This is a genomic window from Nocardia xishanensis NBRC 101358 (assembly GCF_001613365.1).
Taxonomy (GTDB): Bacteria; Actinomycetota; Actinomycetes; order Mycobacteriales; family Mycobacteriaceae; genus Nocardia; species Nocardia xishanensis.
Genome location: NZ_BDCF01000076.1, coordinates 1 through 22780 on the forward strand (window position 1 = coordinate 1; position 22780 = coordinate 22780).

Here is a 22780-nt window from a genome sequence, read left to right on the forward strand (position 1 = left end):
CACGGCCGCGTCGATCGCGGCGTCGACCGAGGCTCCGTCGCCGAGCGCGCCCGAGACCAGTCCGCCGAGATCGCCGCCGCGCACGCTGGCGCCTTCGCGGGTGCCGAGCGAGACCTCGGCGGTGACGTGGCTGGCCCAGCCGTCGCCGAGCTCCCAGACCTTCTTGACGCGCTCGGCGATCGCGGCGGGCCGCTTGCCGGATGGACCGAACACCTTGCGCAGGTGGTCGTTGATCGAGTCGGAGAGCACCGAGCCGAACGGCTTGTAGGTGCGCGCCAGCCGCTCCACGGTGGCCGACAGCGCGCCCATGTCGGCGTCGGCCGCGCCGTCGATGGCGCCGAGCGAGAGCTCGGAGCCGAGGTCGACGAGCAGCTGATTGCGCCGCGAGGAGACGCCGTCGCAGAGGCCTTCGATCGTGTCGACCGGGCCGATCTGGTCCAGCCGCAGCTTGGTCCACAGGGCGATGAGCACCTTGGTGGCGTCGGCGGCGGTGAACAGGATGTCGTCGGGGCGAGGTCCGCCGGAGCTCGCGGCCGTGGCCGGGGCGGCCACGGCGGCGGGCGCGGCGGCGGCCGGAACCGCGGTCTCGACCGGGGTCTCGTCGGGCTCGTCGACCGGCGCGGGATCGGTGTCGGTCGCGTAGACGACCGCGGCCTCGCGCTCGATGTTGAGCACCTCGACGGTGGCGGTGCCGAAGCTCGGCAGCTTCAGGGTCTGGCTCGCCAGGTTCGCCACGGTCGGCGTCGCGCCGAGACCGATCTCGACGAACCGCTCGACACCGAGACCGCCGTTCGCGGTGTCGGTGAACAGCAGGTCCTGGGTCTCGATCCAGCGCACCGGGCTGGCGAACTGCCAGGCGAGCAACTCGATCAGCACCACCCGGCACAGCTCGGTCGGCCGGGCCACCCAGCTGTCGAAGTCGGCGAGCACCGCGGCCAGCGGTTCCGACGGCACCAGATCCGCGATCTCCTGCACGAACGCGCGCTCCAGCGAGAACGGCCGCGGCACCAGGTTCGGGATGTAGCGGCCGACGAGCACCTCGGGGTACAGGTCCTCGGGCAGCAGCTGCTCGAGCTTCTGCCGGAACTCGGGCACGCCCTTGCGCAGCACGGTGGAGTGGAACGGCACGTCGATGCCGGGCACCAGGATGAAGGCCCGCTTGCCGCCGAATTCGGCGCGGCGGCGGTCGATTTCGACCTCCAGCGCCTCCAGGCCCGCCACCGTGCCCGCGATCGCGTACTGCGAGCCGCGCAGGTTCAGGTTGACGACCTCGAGGAACTCGCCGGTCTGCTCCGAGACGCCGCCGACGAAGGCGATCACGTCCTCGTCGGCCAGGCCGATCTGCGAGGGCCGGATCGCGGCCATCCGATAGTCGCTGCGGCCGTTGGCGTCCCGCGGCACCAGCTCGTGCATCGCCGAACCGCGCTGGAACACCACCTCGAGCACCGCTTCCAGCGGCAGCACGCCCGCGACGGCGGCCAGCGCGTTGTACTCGCCGACCGAGTGGCCCGCGAGCATGGCGCCCTCGACGAACGCGCCCGCTTCGCGGAGCTCGGCGACCTGAGCGACACCGAGGGTCGCCATCGCGACCTGGGTGAACTGCGTCAGGTGCAGCACGCCGTCCGGGTGCCGGTGCTCGACGCCGCGCGCCTTGAGGTAGGTCGGGTTGTCGCGCACCACGGCCAGGATGGAGAAGCCCAGCGCCTCGCGGGTGTGCTTGTCCGCGCGCTCCCAGATCTCCTTGGCCGCTTTGGACCGCGACCGGGCGTCCAGACCCATCCCCTTGCGCTGGATGCCCTGCCCCGGGAAGGCGTACACGGTCTTCGGCGCCTTCGTGCGGCCGGTCGCGGTCATCACGAGATCGCCACCGGTGCGGCAGGAGACCTCGACGATCTCGCTGCCCGCGTCTACGGCGATCCGCTCGACTCGCACGTCGATCTCCGCGCCGGGACGCACCATGCCGAGGAAGCGGGTGGTCCACGCGGTGAGTGTGCGTGCGGGAATCGAGCTTTCGGGATCCACGGCGGACACCGCGTGCTGCGCGGCGGCCGACAGCCACATGCCGTGCACGATCGGGCTGCCCAGCCCGGCGAGCTTGGCGGCGTTGTCGCTGGTGTGGATCGGGTTGTGGTCGCCGGACACCGTCGCGAAGGCGTGCATGGCGCGCGGCGCGACGATGGTGACGTCGCGGCGACGGCGGCGCGGCGTGTCGGCGGCCTGCGCGGCGGTGCCAGCGGCCCGCGGCGGATCGGCGAGTTCGCCCGCGCCGTTGCGGCCGCGGATGGCGAACCGCTCGTTGAGCCTGGCCAGCGGCACCACGTCGAGGCCCTGATCGCGCATCTCGCCGACGGTGACCTCGACCTCGACCACGCGGCCCATGTCGGTGTCGAGCACCGACTTCGACTCGGCGCGGACCACGAGAATGCTCGTGGCGTCGGGCAGTTCGCGCAGCAACTCGATCTGGTGATCGAGGTGCACCAGGTCGAGCATGCCCTCGATGACCGAACGCGCGTCGCTCGTGCGGGTGGCGCCGAGCACCGCGAACACCGCAGGCCAGCACGCGCCGACCAGCACGTCGGGCACGGTGCGGCCGAGCGTGCTCAGCGAGGCGGGCAGCCCGGAGCCGGTGACGCCCGCGTGGTCGGCGATGAGGTCCGGGGTCCAGGCCAGGTTGACGTGCGCCGTCGTGCCCTTGACCTCCGGCAACGACTGACCTGCGGCGACCGCGAGCAGCGCCGCCATCGCGGTCTCGGCGTCGTCCTCGGTGATCACGGGCGCGCCGCCGTTGTAGATGGAGACGGGAACGGTGATCCTGATCCGCACCGCGTCGCTGCGCAGCAGCGGGACGGTCAGCTCGACGTAGGAGTCGTCGGTCTCGGGGCCGGTGGTCTCGACCAGGGTGGCTCCGGTACGCGGATGCAGCGCGCCCTTGCCGTCCACGATCCACTCGGCGACGTCGCCGAGCCGGTGCACCGGGTTCACGGTGGTGCGGCCGGACCACTGCACGTCCGGGGCGGCCAGCACCGCGTCGATCGGTCCGCTGGTCACGCCCGCGGCGCGGCGCGCGTCGACGGGGGTGGGCACCGCGCCCGCGCGCACCAGCGAGTAGGCGGTGTCCTGTTCGAACCGGTCGAGCAGCTCACCGACCGGCTCGTCCACCCGGGTGATGCCCGCGACGGCGACGGTGCCGGGGATGATGCACACCTGATCGGCCGAGTAGCGCGGATCGTGCGCCTGCCACAGGGAATCCGAGCGCCACCAGCGCCGCACGTCGGCGTCGACGACCGGCACGAAGTTGACCGGCTTGCCGGGGATCTTGCACAGCGCGATGAAGAACGGCACGTCGGCGGGGTGCAGCAGGGTCTGCGCGGCGGCCGGGTACTGCCGCTTCAGGGTGCACAGCGCGTCGACAGGGTGCTCGAACGCCGCGTCGTCGGCGAACAGCGTCGGGATCTCGCCGCGGTCGGCCGGGTGCAGCCGGGACTCGGTGCGCCGCACCATCTCCGCGAAGCGGTCCCGCCAGGTGATGTCGAGCCACACCGAACGGGTGGCGTCGAGGATGGCGTCGCCGAGATCGCTGCCGCAGTCGAAGTCCTTGCGGCGGTCGAGGCCGACGGCCAGCTCGACGTAGCGCTCCAGCCACTCCAAATAGGTCATGGTGCCGAGATCGCCGAAGTACGGCTTGGCGGTGCCGTTCAGCGCCTCGATGATCTCGTCACGCCGGGCGGCGACCGCGTCGGCGTCGCCCGCGACCTCGTCGAGCAGGCGGCCGGTGCGCGAGGCGGCGTTGTCGATCTCGTGGATGTCGGCGCCCAATTGGCTACGGCCAGAAGCCATCCCGCCGGACGCGGTGCCCGCACCGACCCAGTCGGGGGTGCCGGGGGTGTCGACGAGCAGCTGCTTCACCTCGGGCGCGGTGGTGGCCTCGAGCGTCGCCATCGCCGCGGTGCCGACCAGCACGCCGTCCAGCGGCATCACCGGGTAGCCGTGCGCGGCCGACCACGCGCCGGTGAGGTATTCGGTGGCGCGTTCGGGAGTGCCGATGCCGCCGCCGACGCAGATCACCACGTTGGCGCGGTTGCGCAGTTCGGCGTAGGTCTCCAGCAGCAGGTCGTCCAGGTCCTCCCAGGAGTGGTGACCGCCCGCCTTGCCGCCCTCGATGTGCATGATCACCGGGTAGTCGGGGACCTCGTCGGCGATCCGCAGCACCGCGCGGATCTGCGCGACGGTGCCCGGCTTGAACGCCACGTGCGAGATGCCGACCTCGGTGAGCTCCTGGATGAGCGCGACGGCCTCGTCGAGCTCGGGGATGCCCGCGGTGACGATCACGCCGTCGAACGGGGCGCCCGCGCTGCGGGCCCGCTGCACAAGGCGCTTGCCGCCCAGCTGCAACTTCCACAGGTAAGGATCGAGGAACAGCGAGTTGAACTGCACCGCGCGGCCCGGGTGCAGCAGCTTCTTCAGCTCGGCCACCCGGTCGGCGAAGATCTGCTCGGTCACCTGGCCGCCGCCCGCGAGCTCGGCCCAGTGGCCCGCGTTCGCCGCGGCCGCGACGATCTTGGCGTCCACGGTCGTCGGCGTCATGCCCGCGAGCAGGATCGGCGAGCGACCGGTCAGCTTGGTGAACGAGGTCTCCACCACGATCCGGCCGTTCGGCAGCCGCACCGGGCGCGGCGCGTAGTCCGACCACGGCTTCGCCTGCTCGGGCGCGGCGCCCGGAGTCAGCAGGCTGCGCTGGCCAGGACGGGTCGCGGCGGCGACGATGCCGACGCCGCTGCCCTTCAGCGATCCGCTGGTGACCCGGCTCAGCAGATCACCCGGGCCCAGATCCAGAATCCACTGCGCGCCCGCGGCGATCACGTCGTCCACCGACTGCACCCAGTCCACCGGATCGACCAGGATGGCCTTGGCGAGCGAACCGGCCAGCTCCTCGTCCAGTCCGCACTGCCCGGCCCAGCCGGACACCATCTCGACCGTGTCGGCCAGCGCGGGGTGGTGGAACGCGACGTCGACGGACACGTCCTCGAAGACGGGCGCGAACACCGCACCGCCGCGCACCTTCGCGTCGCGGGCGCGGGTCTGCTCGTCGGAGATCTGCGCGCAGCGCTGCCGCACCCGCTCCAGCTGCGTCGGGGTGCCCGAGAGCACCGCCCTGCGCCGCCCGTTGCGGATCGCGACCACGGCCGCGGCATCCGGGCTCACACCCTCGGCCACCTCGGCGACCACCGCGCGCAACTGCTCCGGATCCACATTCGACACCGCGACCATCGGCGAGCGCTGGCCCACCGGCATCAGTCCGCGCCGCCGCGCGACCAGGTTGCCCGCCGCGCCGATCAGTTGCGCGATCGCCAGCAGCTCCGCGTCACGCTCACCCCCGGACCGCACCGCGGCGGCGGCCAGCCTGCCCTGCGAATGCCCGACCACGGCGACCGGCTCGTGCTCGGCCGGATCGAGACCCTGCAACCGCAGCGCCCGCAGCGCCGCCAGCTGGGTCAGCAGGACGCCGGGCATCGACACCGCGGCGGACCGCAGCACGTGCTCCGAAGGCGCGGCCGAGGTCTCGCCTCGCTCGGCGTCGACCAGCTCGTCCTCGAGCATCCACGCGACCGGGTCGAATCCGACCGGCCGCACCACAAGCAGTTGTGCCGCAACGGGTTCCAGCAGGGCGGCCGCCTCGTTGACCAGCGCGGTCAGCTCCGGCTCCAGCGCGCTGTCGCGCCCGATCTCCTCCAGCTCGCCCAGCCACTGCGCGCCTTGCCCACCGAAGGCCAGCGCGTACGGCGTCCCGTTCAGCAAACGATCGAGCAAGGGCGATCGCACGCCGGCTGCCTGCCCGGCAGTCCTGACCACCTTCGCGCTCGCTCCGGTCTCGGTCTCGGTGCTCTCGTTGATCGTCAAGACGCTTCGACTTCCTTCTCCTGGCGACATGCCCGTTGTCGACACGCCGCTTCCTCGGGTGCGCGGGTCGTCTTCGACCTCTAGGCCTGATACCGGCGAGGATGGCACAAAATCATGAGGAAATCCTCACGTTTGGCCGCCGGCGAGGCGCGTACGCCCGAGTATTTCTGTACGTTGGTACCAGAATGCCGAAAGACATGACTCGTCCTCATGTTTGAACGCCCTGGTCCATCGGGTTACCAACACGTATGAAACATGAGTGCCCCTCATGTTGAACGTTACCGAATCGTTATAACCCCAGGTGGGGTTACCGGCCAGTACGACACTCCTCACAGAAGCTTCGCGATCCCGGTCAAGCCCGGTAGAGTTTGGACGGTCGTACCATCAAGCGCGAGTGGCGAAATTGGCAGACGCGCCAGATTTAGGTTCTGGTGTCCACGGACGTAGGGGTTCAAGTCCCCTCTCGCGCACAGCTTCACGTCATTCGCGTCACTTTTCGGTATCCGCATGTTCCAGCGTGCTCGCACCCGCGGCAGACGACCTGTGATTTTCTACGCTGACCTGCGAAAAGTTCTGGCGCATACGCGTCCTCGGTGAAATACCAGGGGTTTGCTGGCGGGCGTGCTCAACCGTGACCGAGCCTGTCATTCCGCCGCAATATCCCCTTGTGGGAGCTCATCCACGGGACGCTGCCTGCAGCCCCTATCTTGCGGGTCGCCGACAACACCATCGTCTACGGCACGTGCACCGCGGCGCTGCGGACCGGTCGCTGACACGACCTGCTGACAGCGCTCGGACGGACCAAAGGCACCCGCCTCACGATCTGCTGCTCATCGAGGGCGCACTCCTCGCCCACCCGGCACCCGGCACCCGGCACCCGGCACCCGGCACCCGGCACCCGAAGCGAATGCCTCCGTCACCGCGGATGGGTACTTCCGAATCCGCTGCCGCCGCGCAGACGCGTCCGCCCGTTCGCCCGAAGCACTGCTAATCGGCCACCGATCCCGCAACCGGCGGCTAATCCACCCACCTGATGCGCTCGACGAACCCTTCGCCACCAGCCTGTACCTGCCAAGCGGGCCTCATGACACCGAGCACATAGCCTCTCGCGCGCACGGAGACCCTTGCCGCAGGCGGGACTCCCGCTCTCACAGACGGGCATCTCCCCCGCCGACCTCGTCACCATCGGCACAGCGGGGCCGACGATCGCCGTCGTCGTACCGAAGATTCATGCCCGGCCCTCCTCCGGCACGTTGCCCACCGGCAACACCCACCGGCTCGAGATAGCCGTTGCCCCGGACGGGGACGAAGGTCGCAGCGGCCCTGCAGTCCTCACGGGCGAACGACATCCGTTTGGTTTACTCGTCGTGGCTGAACGACTGTCGGCGAGCCGGAGCATCACACCCGAGCCCGGCGGGCTCGATCTCCGGAAAGAAGGCATTCGGCCAAGTACCTGGCCGCTTCCCGGCAGCCGGCCGGGCCTTGGTATCCAGTTCATCGAACTTCCGCAGTCCAGGACCGCGATCGCCTCGAGGTAGTGGCCCTGATCTACAGCGCCGTCGCTACCGAATACGCCTGCCCCGGCCCGGCGCCTAGACCGGCATCGTCGCCTGCCTGTCCGACTCGGTCGCCAAGTCCAACCTCCGGACCCGGATCGTGATCGCGACCACGATCGCCGATATCACGAAGAACCCGGCACCCCAATAGAACCCGGTGTCGTAGCTGTGGATCGCCGCGCGTGCCATCAGATCCGGGGTCGGCGGGTGGCTGCGCGCGTATCGCTCCGAGACCTGCACCGCGATCGTGGTGAGCAGGGCGGTGCCGATCGAGGCGCCGATCTGCTGCACCGCATTCAACAGACCACTGGCCACACCGGCGTCGCGATCGTCGATCGCGTACAGCGCGGTGGCTTGCATAGCCACGAAGATCTGCGCCATGCCGAGCGCTACGACGATCTCGCCCGGCAGCACGCTGGCCAAGTAGGTGTCACCCACCTGCAACTGCGCCAGATAAATCAACCCACCCGCACCGAGCAGCGCACCGGCCAGCATCAGCATTCGCGGTCCGACCTGGGGCAACAAGCGACTGGCTATACCCGCGGAAACGACGATGCCGAATGGAAAGGGCAGGAAGGCGATTCCGGCCTTCAACGGCGAATAGCCGAGCGTCTCCTGGAAGTAGTAACTGAGGAACAGGAACACCGCGTACATGGCGATCGGAATCAGCAAGGCGACCAGAAACGAGCCACCTCGATTGATCTCGCCCGGAATCCGCAGTGGCAGTAGCGGATTGGCGACCCGCGACTCGACGGCCACGAAGGCGAGCAGCAGGCAGACGCCGATCGCCAGCAGCGTGACCGTACTGACCGCGCCCCATCCCGCCTGCGCCGCACGGTTGAACCCGTAGACGACGCTCGCCAGGCCCGCGGTCACGAGGACGACACCGGGCAGGTCGTAGCCGCCCACCCGCCTGACCGGCACGTCCCGGGCGACGACCGCCAGGGCCGCCACCGCAGTGGCGAGCACGATCGGAGTGTTGATCAGCAAGCACCAGCGCCAGGAGACAAACTGCGTCAACGCTCCACCGCCGATGAGCCCGACCGCGAACCCCGCTCCGGACACGCCCCCGAAGACGGCGAAAGCGCGAGCTCGCTCGTGCGCCTGGGTGAATGTCACCGACACCAGCGAAAGCGCCGATGGCGCCAGCAACGCCGCGAACATACCTTGCAGCGCCCGGCCTGCGAACAGCATGCCACCGCTGACCGCGGCACCGGCCACCACCGAGGCCACCGCGAATCCGACCAACCCGATCAGGAGGATCCGCCGCCGCCCGACATAGTCGGCCAAGCGACCACCCAGCAGTAGCAGTCCACCGAACATCAACGTGTAAGCCGTGAACACCCATTGCCTGTCGGCATCTCTGATGCCGAGGTCGGCCTGCGCATAGGGAAGCGCGATCGTCACGATCGTCGCGTCCAGGACGACGATCAATTGGGTGATCGACAGCACCGACAGCGCCCACCAGCGACGATCGGACGCCACTCGCACTTCGGACATGTATCTCTCCGCATTCTTCTGTGCCGCTACTGACTACTTGATTCTTCTGGTGCGGCAGATGCCCACTGCCGCATCGGGTTTCATCCGGCTGTGCGATTCGAGGTCCGCCCGGGAAGGCGACTCGCCACGAAATCCACCGCAGATCCGAGCACGCCGATGACGAGGATGATGGCAACCACCTGGTTGTAGGCCAGCTGATCGCGGGCATTGAGGATCTGGTAGCCGAGACCCGACCGCACCCCGAGCATCTCCGCGGGAACCAGCACGATCCAGGCGGTACCGAGACCCAGGCGCAAGCCGGTCCGGACGTGATCGCGTACGGCCGGAATTATCACGACCCGCAGTTGCTCTACGCGCGTCGCGTGAAATGACCTCGCCACGTCGAGAAAGCCGCGGTCGACAGCGTGAACCCCGGAGACGGTGTTCAGCAGGATGGGCCACACAGCCGCCGCCGCGACCAGGAAATAGACCGGCTGATTACCGATCCCGAACAGCGCTATCGCGATCGGCGTCCACGACAACGGAGAGATCATGCGCAAAAACTGCACCACGGGCGTTGCTGCTCGTTCGATCCGGGTATTCAGACCGATCAGCAGACCCATCGGCACACCGATCACCATCGCGATGGCCAAGCCGATGACCAGACGCCATAGACTGAGTGCCGCATCGGATACCAGCACGCCACGCTGATACAGATCGATGATCGCTGGTAGCACACGTTGCGGCGCGGTCTGACGCAGCAGCGAATACTCCGGCGACAGCACCGTCGTCGCCAGCCACCAGAGAAAAACCGTGACAACGATGGCCGCCGCCGCTGGCCACGCCTTGGCGACAGCCGACCGGGATGCGGGGAGAAGACCGGGGTTCGATCGAACGAAGGTAGAAGTCACAGTAGTTGCACCTGTTCAGCTCTGACGAGGTCGGCGGGCAGCCCCAAAGCCTGTGTCCCTCCGTGTGCGGCAATCGAATTCAGCACGAAGGTGTCGTCTACCAGCCCGTCGTGCGCCGTACTCGGATCTATGTCGTCCAGAAAGCCGCGATCCCCGTCGACCACCGTGTCATGCATTGCTTCGACAAGCTTCCGAGTGAAACTCGGATAGGGGTACGGCTGGAATCCGACAAGTTGCGGCGACCAATCAGGGTGTCGGAATTGATACGGCGGCGCAGGGTAGGTGAGCGCTGTGCGAACCGCCGGCAGTGGCTGGGGAAGGTAGCTGCCGGACGTCAATGCACCGGCGGCTCTGTTCCGGTCCATGGTGATCTGCAGTTGCGCGGCAACCACCGCATCCGTGACCACCTGCACTGCGGACGGCCGCTCCGCGATCACATCTTCCCTGGTAACCAATACACAACAGGCATGTTCGCGCCACACGTCGCCCAAGAAGGTATGGATTCGCCCGATCTTCTTGATCTGCGCGATGGCATTGAACGGGTCCGCCACTACGTACCCCGCGATCGAACGATTCGCCAGGGCGGGAACCATATCCGACGGACTCATGACAACGAGTTCGACCGTGCGTTTGGACCGCGACGCACTGCGCCGAACCACCGGTGTGATGTCGTGCGCTCGCAAGAGCTGCTGAAGGACGATGTTATGAATCGACCACCAGAACGGGATGGCGACTTGGGTCCCCACCAGCTGTTCCAGATCTGTGATGTCCGGGGCGACGGTGAGTGCTGAGCCGTTGGTGTGATTCCACCCCAGCACTCGCACTCCGGCACCCATCACGCGCTGGAGTTGAAGAGCCATCGGCATCAGCAAATGTGCAACGTCGATCTGACGAGATACGAACGCCTCCGCCAGCCCGGCCCAGCTGCGGAACAACACGGGCTTGCTGCTGCTCACCCCCGATGAGTAGAGGCCCGCCGAATGCGCGATCAACAATGGCGCCGCGTCCGTTATCGGCAGGTAACCGACCCGAAGTGCACTCTCCGGCCGCCGCCCAGCGGTTGACGCGCTGTGGACGAGGTCCGCGGAGCCGAAGAGCCCCGCGGCGACGGTGAGTCCCGTCGCACCTGCCAACAGGTGCCGTCTCGAAATAACTGTCAAGGAACCGCAACCTCGTCCGGGTGGTACTGCTGGAGAATGTCCGCACGGAGCGCCGACGTATCGCCTCCGGTCCGGACATCACGCCATTCACGGCGAATCCTGCCCTGGTCGAGCAGAACTATCCGATCCGACAGCGCGATCGCTTCCTCGACGTCATGCGTGATGAGCACAACCGTTGCCTCGATATCGGCGACGAGCTCAGTGAGCCACTGCTGCAAGTCGATCCGAGTCACCGGGTCCAAGGCACTGAACGGCTCATCGAGCAAGAGGAGCCGTGGCCGTGTCGCAGCCGCCCGCAGCACAGCCACACGCTGCGCCTGGCCGCCCGACAACTCGCTCGGATATCGCTGCGCGAGGCCGTCCAACCCGAAACGCCGCAACAGGGTTACCGGATACTCACGGTCGAACTCGTGACGGTGAGCGGTGAATCGCCTTGCCAGCGAGATGTTCTCGATGACAGTGAGCCAAGGCAGCAGCAAGGATTGCTGAAACACCACCCCGGTGCGCGGGCGGGCGCCGTCGGCGCTCCAGGTCACCGTTCCCGCGGTCAGATTCTCCAGTCCCGCCAACACCCGCAAGAGCGTGGACTTGCCACTGCCACTCGGGCCGAGCACCACGAGAAACTCACCGCGATCGATGGACATGCCCACGTCGTCCAGCACGAGATTATCGCCGAATTTCTTCGTGCCGCCATCGACTGTCAATTCATTTACGCTCAGGTCGACCGCCTCCCAACGCCGCCGGATATTCGGATTCGAACCGCAAACAAGGACACCTTCGTGAGCGGAATCGAGCAAGCGCGCCGTCTGCCGTCGGCGGCGCTTGCTCGATTCCAGGGATTCGCAGACACAGACTCGGAACGAGTCTGCGCCTACCGGACGTAAGGGGACGACTATGCGCCCTTGGCGCCGGTCAGCCGCGTATACATGCCGCCGTGGACGCTGTCGACGACTACGTCGCTCAGCTGTTCACGGAATACCCGTTCGAACGGCTCGAGTTTCTTGTAGTGAGATCCCACGATGAAGGACTTCAGGAAGTTGTACCCGTTGATGGCTGGGTACCCGAATCCGGACGTCCGCGGCAAGGCATCGATGATGCGCACACTGGTACCAGGTTTGAGATTCGCGAGCAGCTCCTCCAATTTATGCGAAGGGTCCGGAACACAACTCATCGCGATGCAACTGAATACCACGTCGACGTCACCGAGCAGAGGTGTCGTCGCGATGTCGTCGACCACGAGCTCGACATTGCTCCATCCGTTCGCCACCACCCGCTTCTCGGCCTTGGCGAGAATCGACGCGTTATTGTCAAGTCCGATCACGCGGCCCGCCGGACCGACCGCATCGATCAGAGCCGGGAAAGCAAGTCCGGTACCACATCCGAGGTCGGCAACCGTCTTACCGGACAGATCCAGTCCGGCGACCAGCGCGGGATGCAACTTGTCGATTCCACCGAGCGACAGGACCCAAGCGGTCCTGTCGTAAATGGGCGCTGCAATGTCATACCGCTCTGCGATTTTCATTCCACACTCTCTCAGGTTCTCGTCGGCCGAAACTTTTATCGTCGAGTCAATCGAACACGGAAGCCACCCTTGATCATCGGAGCCAGACCGGTATCCTCGCGAAGCGTCCAATTCGGCGGCACTTCGACCTTGTACTGTCCCAGAATCAACGCAACGAGGTAGGGCGCGATCAGGTACCCCAATTGCGCGCCGGTGCATCGGTGCGGACCCGCTCCCCACGCCAGGTAGTGCAGAACGCGAGGTTGATCCACCCGCTTGCTCTTGTCGTAGAATCGATTCGGATCGAATTTGTCGGGATCGGTCCACCAGCGCGAATCGCGGTGGATCGTCGAGATGGGAATTCCCAACATTGTGTTCGGCGCGATGTCGAACCCTTGGAAGTTCGCCCCTTTGGAGGTGAATCGCAGAAGGAGCGGAAGCCCTTGCATGCGGATCGATTCTTCGAAGCATGCCTTCACCCAGTGCAGGCTGCGGACCGATTCGATGGTCGGCTGTGCGAGATCGACAGTGCCGCACTCCTCCACCAGGCGATCTGTCGCTTCGGCGTCGAGGAGAGTGCGAACGACCGTTTGGGTGATGGCGCCGGCGGTAGTGCCATACGACGCACTGGTCATGGTCGCTACATCGAAGCAAAGATCCCAAAAGGTCATGGGAGTCTTCAGCTTCTTGTACCCGGCCAGCATGCCGTCCAAGACATCGCCATAGGTTCCCAAGGCCGGTGAGTTCTGCCGCTCGACAACGCGATTCTTGACGATCATCGCCGCGGTATACACCGCCCAGGGCCGGATTTTGTACGGGCCCCACGGGCGTACCAGATTCGGCGGATCAGCGATCTTCAGCGTCGATCCCAGGAACTTGGTGAAGGTCGAAAGACCGTGGTGCAGGTCCTCGATCTCTTTCGGGGTGAAGGGCTCGGTGAATGTCTGCTTCAGGACTCCTCGCAGGAGCGTCTGAAATATCGCTTCTTGCAGATCGGTGACGCCCGCGGCATCGGTCGCGGCTGCAATGTTCGCGTCGAGGCTGTCGAGGTAGGCTTCGACATTGGCATTGAACGTACTCTTCAGTCCGTCTCGCGTGACCAACGGACTGACGATCCGGCGTCTTTCCTTGAAGAGCTCTCCCTCGATGAACGACAGGCCGTTCTGACGCTTTTGCAGGGCAGGATGATAGTTTCCGAACTTGCTGTAGTCGCCGGAGTTGTCTCCCATTGCGGCGTGTGCGTCTTCTGGGTTACCCAGTACGACGAGGTCTCGAAGCGGGAGCCTGATTCGACACACATCTCCGTACTGCTTGACCGCATCCCGCAAGAACTTGTTGCGATCCTTCGAAAACTCCGGGTACGAACCCATAAAGCGATGTCCCGGCGGTCCCGGCAGGTGCTCATTCGAGAAACGACGGCTGGTCAGGCCGGTAACAGAGGGCACCTTCTGCTGTGCCTCGAGGTGCGGACACTGATTAGACATAAAGAATCCTTCTACTTGCGGAAGACGTACGCACGGACCATGCCACCGTGGTACCGCGCCTGGGAGTCCAACGTCAGGCCGACGCTTTCACAGCGGGATATCGTGTAATCCGCGCCGCGGTCCGACTCGATCTCCTCGGTCATGTGAGCGACGGGATCCGAACCGAACATTCTGGCGATACCCCGGATCATCGACAAGCGGAGCTTCAGAACCTTCAGCAATATCGGGTTGTCCGGCAGTGCGAGTTCTATCAGCAGAAACCGTCCGCCGTCGCCGAGTACCCGTGCCGTCTCCGACAGCGCGGCCGCGGGGTCATCCATGTCATCGAGCGCGAAACACATGACGACGGCGTCGAAGCTCGACGACTCGAATGTCAGGTCCTCCGCGCTGCCACGCAGCAGGCTCCATTCACTGCGAGGCCGCTCTTGCCGTAGCCGCGTCAACTTGCGTTCCGCAACTTCGAGCATCTGCTCATTGAGATCGACAGCGAAGTAGGAGATCGGAAAGCGATATTCCGCGACCAGGGCAGACGCGATCGCAGCCGTCCCCGCAGCGAGATCGAGCACTGTGGAATCGACTTCGAGCCGTAGCATGCGAACCGCCCGACGACGGAGCCTCCTGTCGCCGCCGAATGTCATGACCGAATTGACCAGGTCATAGCGCGGAGCAATTTTTGTGAACATCGCCTGCGGCGTGGCTGGGCGTGTCCCGACCATTCGAGGCCCTCCTCTCTCTGTGCCTAGACACTTCATTCGCGTCGCCCTATGCGGCGAATTGTTTGAACGGCCGCGTCGGCGCCGACCGCCTTCACCATCGACCAAGCGCCGGCTCTCGCGGACTTACCGTCACGCAACCAACCCGACAGCAGTCCCACGACCTGACGAACATGGATGCGCCCCGCCAGCGCAGGAGCCTCCACCGCGGGGATACGCGCGTCGATGAGCATCGGACCGTCGTTGCGGAGCGCGGACCGAAACGCGTTCCCGAATTCCTCGGAGGTCCGTGCCGTCACCGCGGGCAGACCGCAATGCCGCGCAAAGCTTGCGAAGTCGACCGGCGCGAATTCCGACGATGTATCCGGCCACCCCATGATCCAGCTCTCGAACTTGATCGCGGCGAGTGCACCATTGTTGAAAACGACAACGACCGTCGTCGATTCAACTTTAGCCGCGTTGCGGAGCTCGGCCAGCGTAATGCCGATCCCGCCGTCCCCCACGATCGCCACAGAGATTTCTTTCGGATTGCGCACGGCGACATCCACTGCCGCCGGCACCGCGAATCCCATGGTGGCGAACGATGCGGTCCACAAATATCTGGACGCGGATCGAACAAACCGGTACGCCCAGAGGGTATTGATACCGACATCCACGCTCAACGTGGATGCTCTATCGGCTTTCGCGAGCTCATGATCGATGATCTGTGCGACCGTCGCGGCCCGCAACTGCCGCGCACTTTCCCGCGGCGCTTTCCGCTGCGGCGCACCGGGCCGGGCAGTACTTGTGACACCGGCAGGGTCATTGGAGCATCCGATCAGTGCCTCCAGCATCTCGCGCGAATCACCGAGCAAGCCGATCGATTCCGGCGGCAGGCGCAGGAATGTCAGTGGATCAGCGTTCACGGAAATCACTGGACTGCTTCCGACGAGCTCGAATGCCGAACCTCGCCATGAGACGCCCACCAATATGACGAGCTGACTCCGACGAATATTCTGCATTGCTTCGTCATGTCCGGATGTCCCGACCAGACCGTCGTAGTGATCCCCGACGACATCCGCGGCCAACGCACCCATGGTGCAGTACAAGGGAGCTCCGATGCGTGACGCCAGCTCGAGGAGTTCCCGTCGGGCGCCCGTCGCGCCCCGGCCGACGATGATCGAGACATTCTCGGCTGCTTCGATGAGTTCCGCGGCCCGCACGATCTCGTCGGGTGCGGCCACCGTGCTGCCGGGAAGTCCGATCAACGATGTCGGAATATTCAGCGAGCGTGAGCTTTCCACGAGCGCCGAACCGTTGCCTGCCGTTATCGCGGAGTTGGTGACGTGGATGTGCGTCACGCCCTTACCGCCGCCGGCAACGGTCAGCAACGCGTCTCGAAGGCGCGTCGAATCCTGGTCGGTGCCGTCGAGCACAACCGATATCGCCGAGATCTCACCCAGCACGTCCACCGGGTCCAGGAACCAGCGGTCGATTTCGAATGAGATCAGCAGCACCGACGCGCTGTCGAACGAGGCGTCGTAGAGCCCGTTCAGCTGCGCGAGCAGCTCCGCGGGAGAGGTCACCACGGCACAGGCCGATCTGCCTGCGGCTTTGAAGGCCGCTGTTGCCCGCATGGCAGCCGCCTGCGTATCTGCGACGACATGCAGGTCGAGGTCGGCCCGTGACGCACTCGCCACGCCCAGCCGCGCGCAACTGGTTCCCGATAGATACACCGAGTCGATTCCACGGCTCGCTATCGCACCGAGCAGATCGTTGGTGAAATCGACGACGGCGGCGGTCGTTTCGTCCGACAGTGCTGTCGCCGCTTCCAACGCGGAGGTCAGAATCACGGCCGGTCCGCGCTCCCGGCCGGCCTGTTCCAACCTCGAACTCAGTTCACTCGGGTTTCCCGCCCAGAAGACCGGAATCTGGAAGGCTTGTGCCAGATCGCGGATCGTCGCGCCGGATTCCGCACAGCAGACCACGGTCACGGGGACCGCGTATCGCGCGGCCGTGGACAGCTCCGCGATGTATTGGTCCAGCGAGGCGAGTTCGGTCAGCGCGTAGCACCGATCGTTTGCCGCCAATGCGAGACCGATCGACATCGGCAGCGCCGAACCCTCGGCCTCCAAGTTCCACGCACTGTGGATATCCGCGTGTTCGCTCAGGAATCTGCGCGATAGTCGCTGGATCGGTCCGGGGTCGACGGCAACCGATGTCCCCGCCAGTCGTTGCGCGAGCACTGCCCATCCGTCGGGCACACTCTGGTTTCGCGGTATTCCGGACGAGTCCCCCGAGGTCGCTGCCGGTATGCCCCGCCGGCTCGACACGGCCGCGGTCAGCGACTCCAGAATCGCCGGGATATCGCCGGCGATTCCCACCCGCCGGCATCCCGTATCGAACCCGGACGTCGCGAGATCGGTGATCTCGATCAGGATCTTCGCCATCGGGAAATGCCGCCGCACGCCGACGGTCGGACGGCCGATCAGAAGAACGCTGTCGTCGGTCACCGACGCGGCTCGGTCCTCGACCGGGGATACCAGCGCCTCTGGGATTCCCGACTCCGGCATGGCCACGAGCCGAGCATCGAGCGCGGCCGCGAGAACGCGAGCGCGCTCAACCGATTCCCCACTGCCGGAACCTAATACGATCACTGTCGGATTCGCGCAAAGGTGGTCCGCGAGGTCGTCGACGCGCTTCTTGTCGACCTTTGTTGCGGTCCGACGGTCCAGCCGATACGGGCTCGCCTGCTCCCTCTCGTCGACCGGTGCGTGCAGCAAGTCCGATGGGATGGCAACGTGCGCTGACGTCTGCTCGAGCCGAACCGCGAGAACTATCTGGTCGAAGACGCCGATCTGGTCCGCTGACATGATGTCCGATGATCGCCACGTACCGTCTCGGAACAGCCTCGAAGAATCGATCTCCTGAAACGAATTCGTCCCGATGCCGGCCAATGGCACCTGTCCGGAGATCGCCAGCACAGGCACGCGGTCGTACAACCCGTCGTAAACGCCGGGCAACAAATGCGTCGCACCCGGGCCGGCCGTACCGAAGCACACACCGACGGTGCCCGAGCCCCGTGCGTAGCCGACGGCCATCCAGGAGGCCGCGCTTTCATGACGTACCGCGATCAGTCCGATCTCATCCCGCCGCCCGACCGCATCGACGAGGCAATTGACCGATTCCGCGGGCATCCCGAAGATGTAACGCACGTCGTTTCGGACCAATCGATCCACCAGTGCATCCGCGAACCGCGGACGCCCCATCAGATCGGCCCCCAGGTGCGGATTCATCTGTGGCATACGCTTGCCTCCATTTGGCTGTATCCATCCGCGAGCACTTCGACGACGCCGGAAAGGTGTTCCAGTGCAGGTACGGTGATCCGAACGCCGATGTCCGGATAACCACGTACGACAATCCCCGACTCGGCGAGATAATCGACCAGCGGAGTCGGGCGATGCATTGGCACCCAGACGAAGTTGCCGTACGAATCGGAAACATCGATTCCCCGCGCGCGAACCGATTCGGTGAACAACGATCGGCAACGAACGACCGCATCCACTTGGCCGACGAGCTCATCGCTCACATGGAGCGACGCAATGGCCGCTGCTACCGCCAACCGATTCACACCGAAGGGCATCGCGATAGTTCGACAGGCGCCGATCAGGTCTCTATGGCCGACGGCATACCCTACGCGCAGGCCCGCCAGACCATAGGCCTTCGAGAACGTCCGCATGACGACCAGATTCGGATGCCTGCGAGTCATGTGGACAATTGCCGAAGCATCGTTGATTCGATCGAACTCGATATAGGCCTCGTCCACCACGACGGCCGTGTGCCGGGGAACTGCCGCGAGGACCATCTCGACCTCGTCAGGACTTACATGCTCGCCCGTAGGGTTGTGCGGCGCACAAATCAGAATCGCGGCCGCGTCCTCTCCCGCCGCTGCCACCATCGAATCCAGCGGCTGCCACCGATTCTCCGTGCCCGGCACCGGAACTGCCGTACCGCCGGCACCCACCACGACTCTTTCGTACGCGTCGAAAGCCGGGACTGCGAAGACGACTCGGCCGCCATCGCATGCAAGCCGTTGCATGAGGTATCCCAGCACACCGACGCTGCCCGGTCCGACGACGACCTGGTCGACGCCGCAGCCGACGAACTCGGCGATAGCCCTCCGCAGCGATACGTACGAGGCAGACGGGTAGTCTGCCGCGCGCTCCACTTCGGCCTCTATTGCTTTGCGAACGCTCGGCAATGGAGCAAAAGGCAAGGCATTGTTCGAAAGATCTATCGCGGCGGCCGAGGAATCACTGTCTTCGCCCGAGCGATACTCATCCAACAAGACTGCTTCACGCACCCCGATCAACCTTTCCGCCGCCTCCATTACCCGATGTCCTCTTTTTTGCGCGTGTCGAGCTTCAGCGCATCCATGAGGAAGATGATCATGAGCGACCCGGCCACGACGCTGATCGACGAAACGGACGGATCCACCAGCAAGATCCAAGTCGACAAGTACCCCGTCGACACGACCATGTCGAAACGAAGCATGTTGTTCGCCGAGCGGCTGTCATCACGAAGGATCATTCGCGCGCACTGAATGCATACGACCGGAAACCAGACAAGCGCTAGCAGATACTTCTCCGCGAATTGACCAGTCGCCACCAGCAATAGTGGGCCCAAGTAGACGGTGGCCGTCGCTACCGACGCCACCACTGCGGCTCGCTGTCGTGTTCCGCTTATTGTCGCTGAGGTCGTCAGACCGGCATTTCGATCGCCGTCATAGTCGGGAAGGTTCTTCACCAAACCCTTGGCCGCGAACCATACAAACAGATACACAGCCATGCTGATGAATTGCCAATTCCCGAGCACCGCGGTTCCGTGCTCCGCCACGGTCGGAGCCATCAGAAATGGAAAGGCGACATCCAGGGCGAAGAGGCTGATCGACAACACCGGTCTTGCCTTCACACGAAACGGCGGCAAGGAATATTGATGCGCGATGACGATACAGATCGCTGTCATCAAGACGAAGCCGCCGCTCACGACGGCCGCCGATGCCAGCATGACTCCACACACCGCATATGCACTCCGCAGCAGCCGCCGCCGGCCGTAGAGACCGAGCAGGTACAGCCGCGCCGGTATGTTCTCATTGTCTTCGGCGATATCCGAGTAGGCGTTGAAGAGGTTCGCAACTGCGCTGTACAGGAATGTGATTGCGAAACCGATCAAAACATCCAGGTCGATCGGCAGTTCGAGCAGCTTGCAGGAAAGATAGAACGCCAACATTCCCGGTAAGCAGGTGCGCGGCCGCGCGAACGAAAGAAACAGGGCAAGTCGGCCCGGAATGCTTGTCGTGCATCCTTCGGACGAATTCACCCAGTCGATTCTCGCCTCTGCCGACTTGTCTAGAAACTCGTCAAGTGTCGGTTTCGAAATTGTTCCAGTCACGATCACAGCTCACTCGTAATGCGCAGTTACAATGTTGCCCGCTCCGGACGTCAGCCCTGCCGTAATTCGATAGCCCCGTTTGTGATACTCGCATTTCCGTTGGCGCCCACCAGGCAGCGCTCGTCCATTGACAGTTTTGTTCATTAGAGCTGGATATAAACCGACGGCTCGCCTAGCTGATTCACGCCGTGTGGCCGCGCTTTTGGGTTCGTTACTCGATGACCCGCGGTCCGCGAGTTATTGTCAAGATTCCTTCGTGCTCACTGAAAGGCGTCACGCATGCCCACGCGCAACGGCCGCATTCGACTCCGAATCAAGAAGGAAGTCCGTCGCGTCTTCGAAGTCCCGGCTCGTGTGAGCATACAATGAAATTCGGTGCAGGCAAGGGTTCGTCGTCGTCCACCGGAGCCGATCGACCGCTTGCGTACACAGCTTCGGCCCGTCATGGTAATCGATGCCTACGAGCCCGGAATTGCACGAAGGGCTTCCCGAAGTGCGGTAATTCGACTTGTCTATGGTTGAGTATCGAGGATTCAGGAGCACTCTTCCGGTAGAGAAATACCGTGAAGGCTGTCCAACCGTTGCTTTCCACCGGTTGCACAGGCTCTGGCCGGCCCCGGACCCGTGGCTATTCACGTGATTCTGCTTGCGCGGGGTATATCAGACGTCGTCTTGTATCGCAGAGAGGGTTCCCATGCTGATCGACTTCGTTCCCGACAAGAGTCTGTACCCATTCGAGTCCCGATGGTTCGACTCGTCCGTCGGCCGAGTTCACTACATCGACGAGGGGTCAGGACCGACGATCCTGTTCTGCCATGGCGTTCCGACGTGGAGTTTCCTCTACCGCCACATCGTGAAGGAACTGCGCGACCGGTACCGCTGTATCGTCATCGACTATCTGGGTTTCGGATTGTCGGAACGGCCTGCGGATTTCGGCTACACGGTCGCCGAGCACACCTCGGTCCTCGGCGAGCTGATCGATCATCTGCAGCTCGACGGCTTCGTCATGATGGGACATGATTGGGGCGGCCCCATCGGTCTGGGCGCGGTCACCGCGCGCGCGGATCGGGTGCGAGGGATCGTGCTGGGCAACACCTTGTTCTGGCCACTCGAAGCGAGGGCGAATCGGGCTTTCAGCATGATCATGCGCACCCCTCCGATGCAGCGGCGGGTAATCGAGCAGAACTTCCTCGTCGAGCGCGTCCTGCTCTCCGAGCTGGGACGCAAGCTCAGCGCGGCCGAGATCGATCACTATCGCATGGTGCAGCCCACCGCGGAAGCCCGGCGGGGACTCGGCGTGATCGCCAGACAAATTCGTGACGCGAGCCCGCTGCTGGACCAACTCTCCCGGGACGTGCCCGCCATACTCGGCGACAAGCCGACCCTGCTGGTGTGGGGAATGCGGGACATGGTGTACCGCCCGAAGGCCCACATCCCGCGAATGCGGGCGACGTTCACCGATGTCGAAGTAGTCGAGCTGCCGCAGGCGCGGCAGTTCATTCAGGAACACGCGCCGGACGCGATCGCGGAGGCGATCGCGAAGCGGTTCCCGTGAAGTCGGTGGACCGCGACACCATGAGATGAATCTTGGCCCTGCTGAGCCCGCTTCGCCCTCAGGAGGCTCTCGAATCAGCAGATAGATAGATCGCTGACGCCGTCATCGGCGGGCTCGTCCCTGGCAGGCAACGCTCTCGGCTCGGGATTGCACCGTGCCCGGCTGAATGCGGCGTAGGCAGCGTTGCGTTGCCGATTTCCGCAGCGGGACAGGCGATGTCGCGTTCGGTTGTGCGAACTGCCGTTCGCGGTTCTGTCCGTCTCATCGGTGAGGTGATCGATTTCGACGGTAGAGCGGCGGCTGGGTTGCTCGATCGGAATGCCCGGCCAGCCGAGCGACGAGACCTTCGAACTGGGGCAGGTGGGCGGCGAAGCGATCGCACGCGCCTGCTCGTTCGAGTACGCGGGTCATCGAGGGGTGCCATGCCGCCAAGAGCACCGACCCTCAGCGGCCGGGGGCGACGGCAGCCAGCACGACGGTTGAGAACGAGTCAGCGGGACGTGGGCGCTCAGCGGAGCGAACGGCCAGCGCCGCACATGTCGGTGACATTCCTCTAAGTGCCCACTCCGAGGGGGTTTGAGTGCCCACCCCGACGGGGTGCGGTCGGAGTGGGCACAGGTGAACCTCCTCGCAAGAACTGCTCAGTTCTTGCGGCCTGGAGCCTTGGCACCCGGCTTGAAGCCCAAGCCGCCAGGTTTCGCAGACGGCGGTTGGACCGTGCCGCGGCTCCCGCTCTTGCCGTTGGTCTCGGCCAGCGCCGATTCCGGCTGAGCCGAGTCGGTCTCTTCCGTCGGCGCGGCGACGGGAGCCTCGGCTGGGTCCAAGCTCTTCGTCGCCTCCCGGCGCTCGGAGCCTTTGGGCCGGGGCACTTGAAGCCGGACTTCATGGCGAGACCCTTGGCCGGGACGGTCGGCTTGGTTTCGGCGGGTGCCGAAACCGAAGCCGGCTCCGTGGCCTGGGCTTCCGCACGGGGGTGGGCCGCGAGGAGCCTCTGTTCGGAAACAGCTCGGCCCGGGTTCCATCGAACCCGGGCCGAGCTTTGTGTTCAGTTGGGGGCCGCGTCAGTTCTTGCGGCCGGGGGCCTTCGCGCCCG

General features: G+C 65.0%; 13 protein-coding genes and 1 tRNA gene. 2 read left to right on the forward strand and 12 right to left on the reverse strand.

What is annotated here, in order from left to right:
- The coding region (locus NX1_RS33090; protein ID WP_281217545.1) for a fatty acid synthase subunit beta domain-containing protein at positions 1-5898 on the reverse strand (5898 nt) is incomplete at its 3' end.
- A 388-nt stretch (positions 5899-6286) separates the two neighbouring features.
- Here NX1_RS33090 and NX1_RS33095 point away from each other — a divergent pair.
- Positions 6287-6368, forward strand: a tRNA-Leu gene (locus NX1_RS33095).
- Between the two features lie 1122 nt (positions 6369-7490).
- Here the strand turns inward: NX1_RS33095 and NX1_RS33100 are convergent.
- The 10 genes from NX1_RS33100 to NX1_RS33145 all read right to left on the reverse strand — a co-directional run bounded on the left by NX1_RS33100 (position 7491) and on the right by NX1_RS33145 (position 20060).
- On the reverse strand, positions 7491-8954 hold the full coding sequence (locus NX1_RS33100; RefSeq protein ID WP_068068498.1) for an MFS transporter: 1464 nt from the start codon (positions 8952-8954) through the stop codon (positions 7491-7493).
- A gap of 80 nt (positions 8955-9034) precedes the next feature.
- Positions 9035-9757: an ABC transporter permease gene (locus NX1_RS33105; protein ID WP_245668859.1), complete on the reverse strand. Its 723-nt coding sequence runs from the start codon at positions 9755-9757 to the stop codon at positions 9035-9037.
- 83 nt (positions 9758-9840) lie between these two features.
- Positions 9841-11004, reverse strand: coding sequence for an ABC transporter substrate-binding protein (locus tag NX1_RS33110; RefSeq protein ID WP_068068504.1), 1164 nt, complete (start codon positions 11002-11004; stop codon positions 9841-9843).
- Positions 11001-11723: an ABC transporter ATP-binding protein gene (locus NX1_RS33115; RefSeq protein ID WP_068068530.1), complete on the reverse strand. Its 723-nt coding sequence runs from the start codon at positions 11721-11723 to the stop codon at positions 11001-11003. Before NX1_RS33115 ends, NX1_RS33110 begins: the two co-directional genes overlap by 4 nt.
- A 173-nt stretch (positions 11724-11896) precedes the next feature.
- Positions 11897-12526: a methyltransferase domain-containing protein gene (locus tag NX1_RS33120; protein ID WP_068068507.1), complete on the reverse strand. Its 630-nt coding sequence runs from the start codon at positions 12524-12526 to the stop codon at positions 11897-11899.
- Positions 12527-12561: 35 nt separating this feature from the next.
- Positions 12562-13989 (reverse strand): cytochrome P450, encoded by a 1428-nt coding sequence (locus tag NX1_RS33125; RefSeq protein WP_084501949.1) that lies wholly within the window; start codon positions 13987-13989, stop codon positions 12562-12564.
- A gap of 11 nt (positions 13990-14000) precedes the next feature.
- A complete protein-coding gene (locus tag NX1_RS33130; protein ID WP_169812327.1) occupies positions 14001-14705 on the reverse strand; it encodes a class I SAM-dependent methyltransferase in 705 nt (234 codons plus the stop codon).
- Positions 14706-14737: 32 nt separating this feature from the next.
- A complete protein-coding gene (locus NX1_RS33135) occupies positions 14738-17986 on the reverse strand; it encodes a thiamine pyrophosphate-binding protein (RefSeq protein ID WP_084501951.1) in 3249 nt (1082 codons plus the stop codon).
- Positions 17974-19071: an aminotransferase class I/II-fold pyridoxal phosphate-dependent enzyme gene (locus NX1_RS33140; protein WP_068068518.1), complete on the reverse strand. Its 1098-nt coding sequence runs from the start codon at positions 19069-19071 to the stop codon at positions 17974-17976. The genes NX1_RS33135 and NX1_RS33140 overlap by 13 nt, the downstream gene beginning before the upstream one ends.
- Entirely contained in the window at positions 19071-20060 is a 990-nt protein-coding gene (locus NX1_RS33145) for a UbiA family prenyltransferase (RefSeq protein ID WP_157120331.1), read from the reverse strand. Before NX1_RS33145 ends, NX1_RS33140 begins: the two co-directional genes overlap by 1 nt.
- 766 nt (positions 20061-20826) lie before the next feature.
- On the opposite strand from NX1_RS33145, the gene NX1_RS33150 reads away from it, so the two are divergent.
- Positions 20827-21687: a haloalkane dehalogenase gene (locus tag NX1_RS33150; RefSeq protein ID WP_068068527.1), complete on the forward strand. Its 861-nt coding sequence runs from the start codon at positions 20827-20829 to the stop codon at positions 21685-21687.
- A 641-nt stretch (positions 21688-22328) separates the two neighbouring features.
- On the opposite strand, the gene NX1_RS36730 is transcribed toward NX1_RS33150, so the two are convergent.
- On the reverse strand, positions 22329-22511 hold the full coding sequence (locus NX1_RS36730) for a hypothetical protein (RefSeq protein ID WP_157120333.1): 183 nt from the start codon (positions 22509-22511) through the stop codon (positions 22329-22331).
- Positions 22512-22780 lie beyond the last annotated feature (269 nt).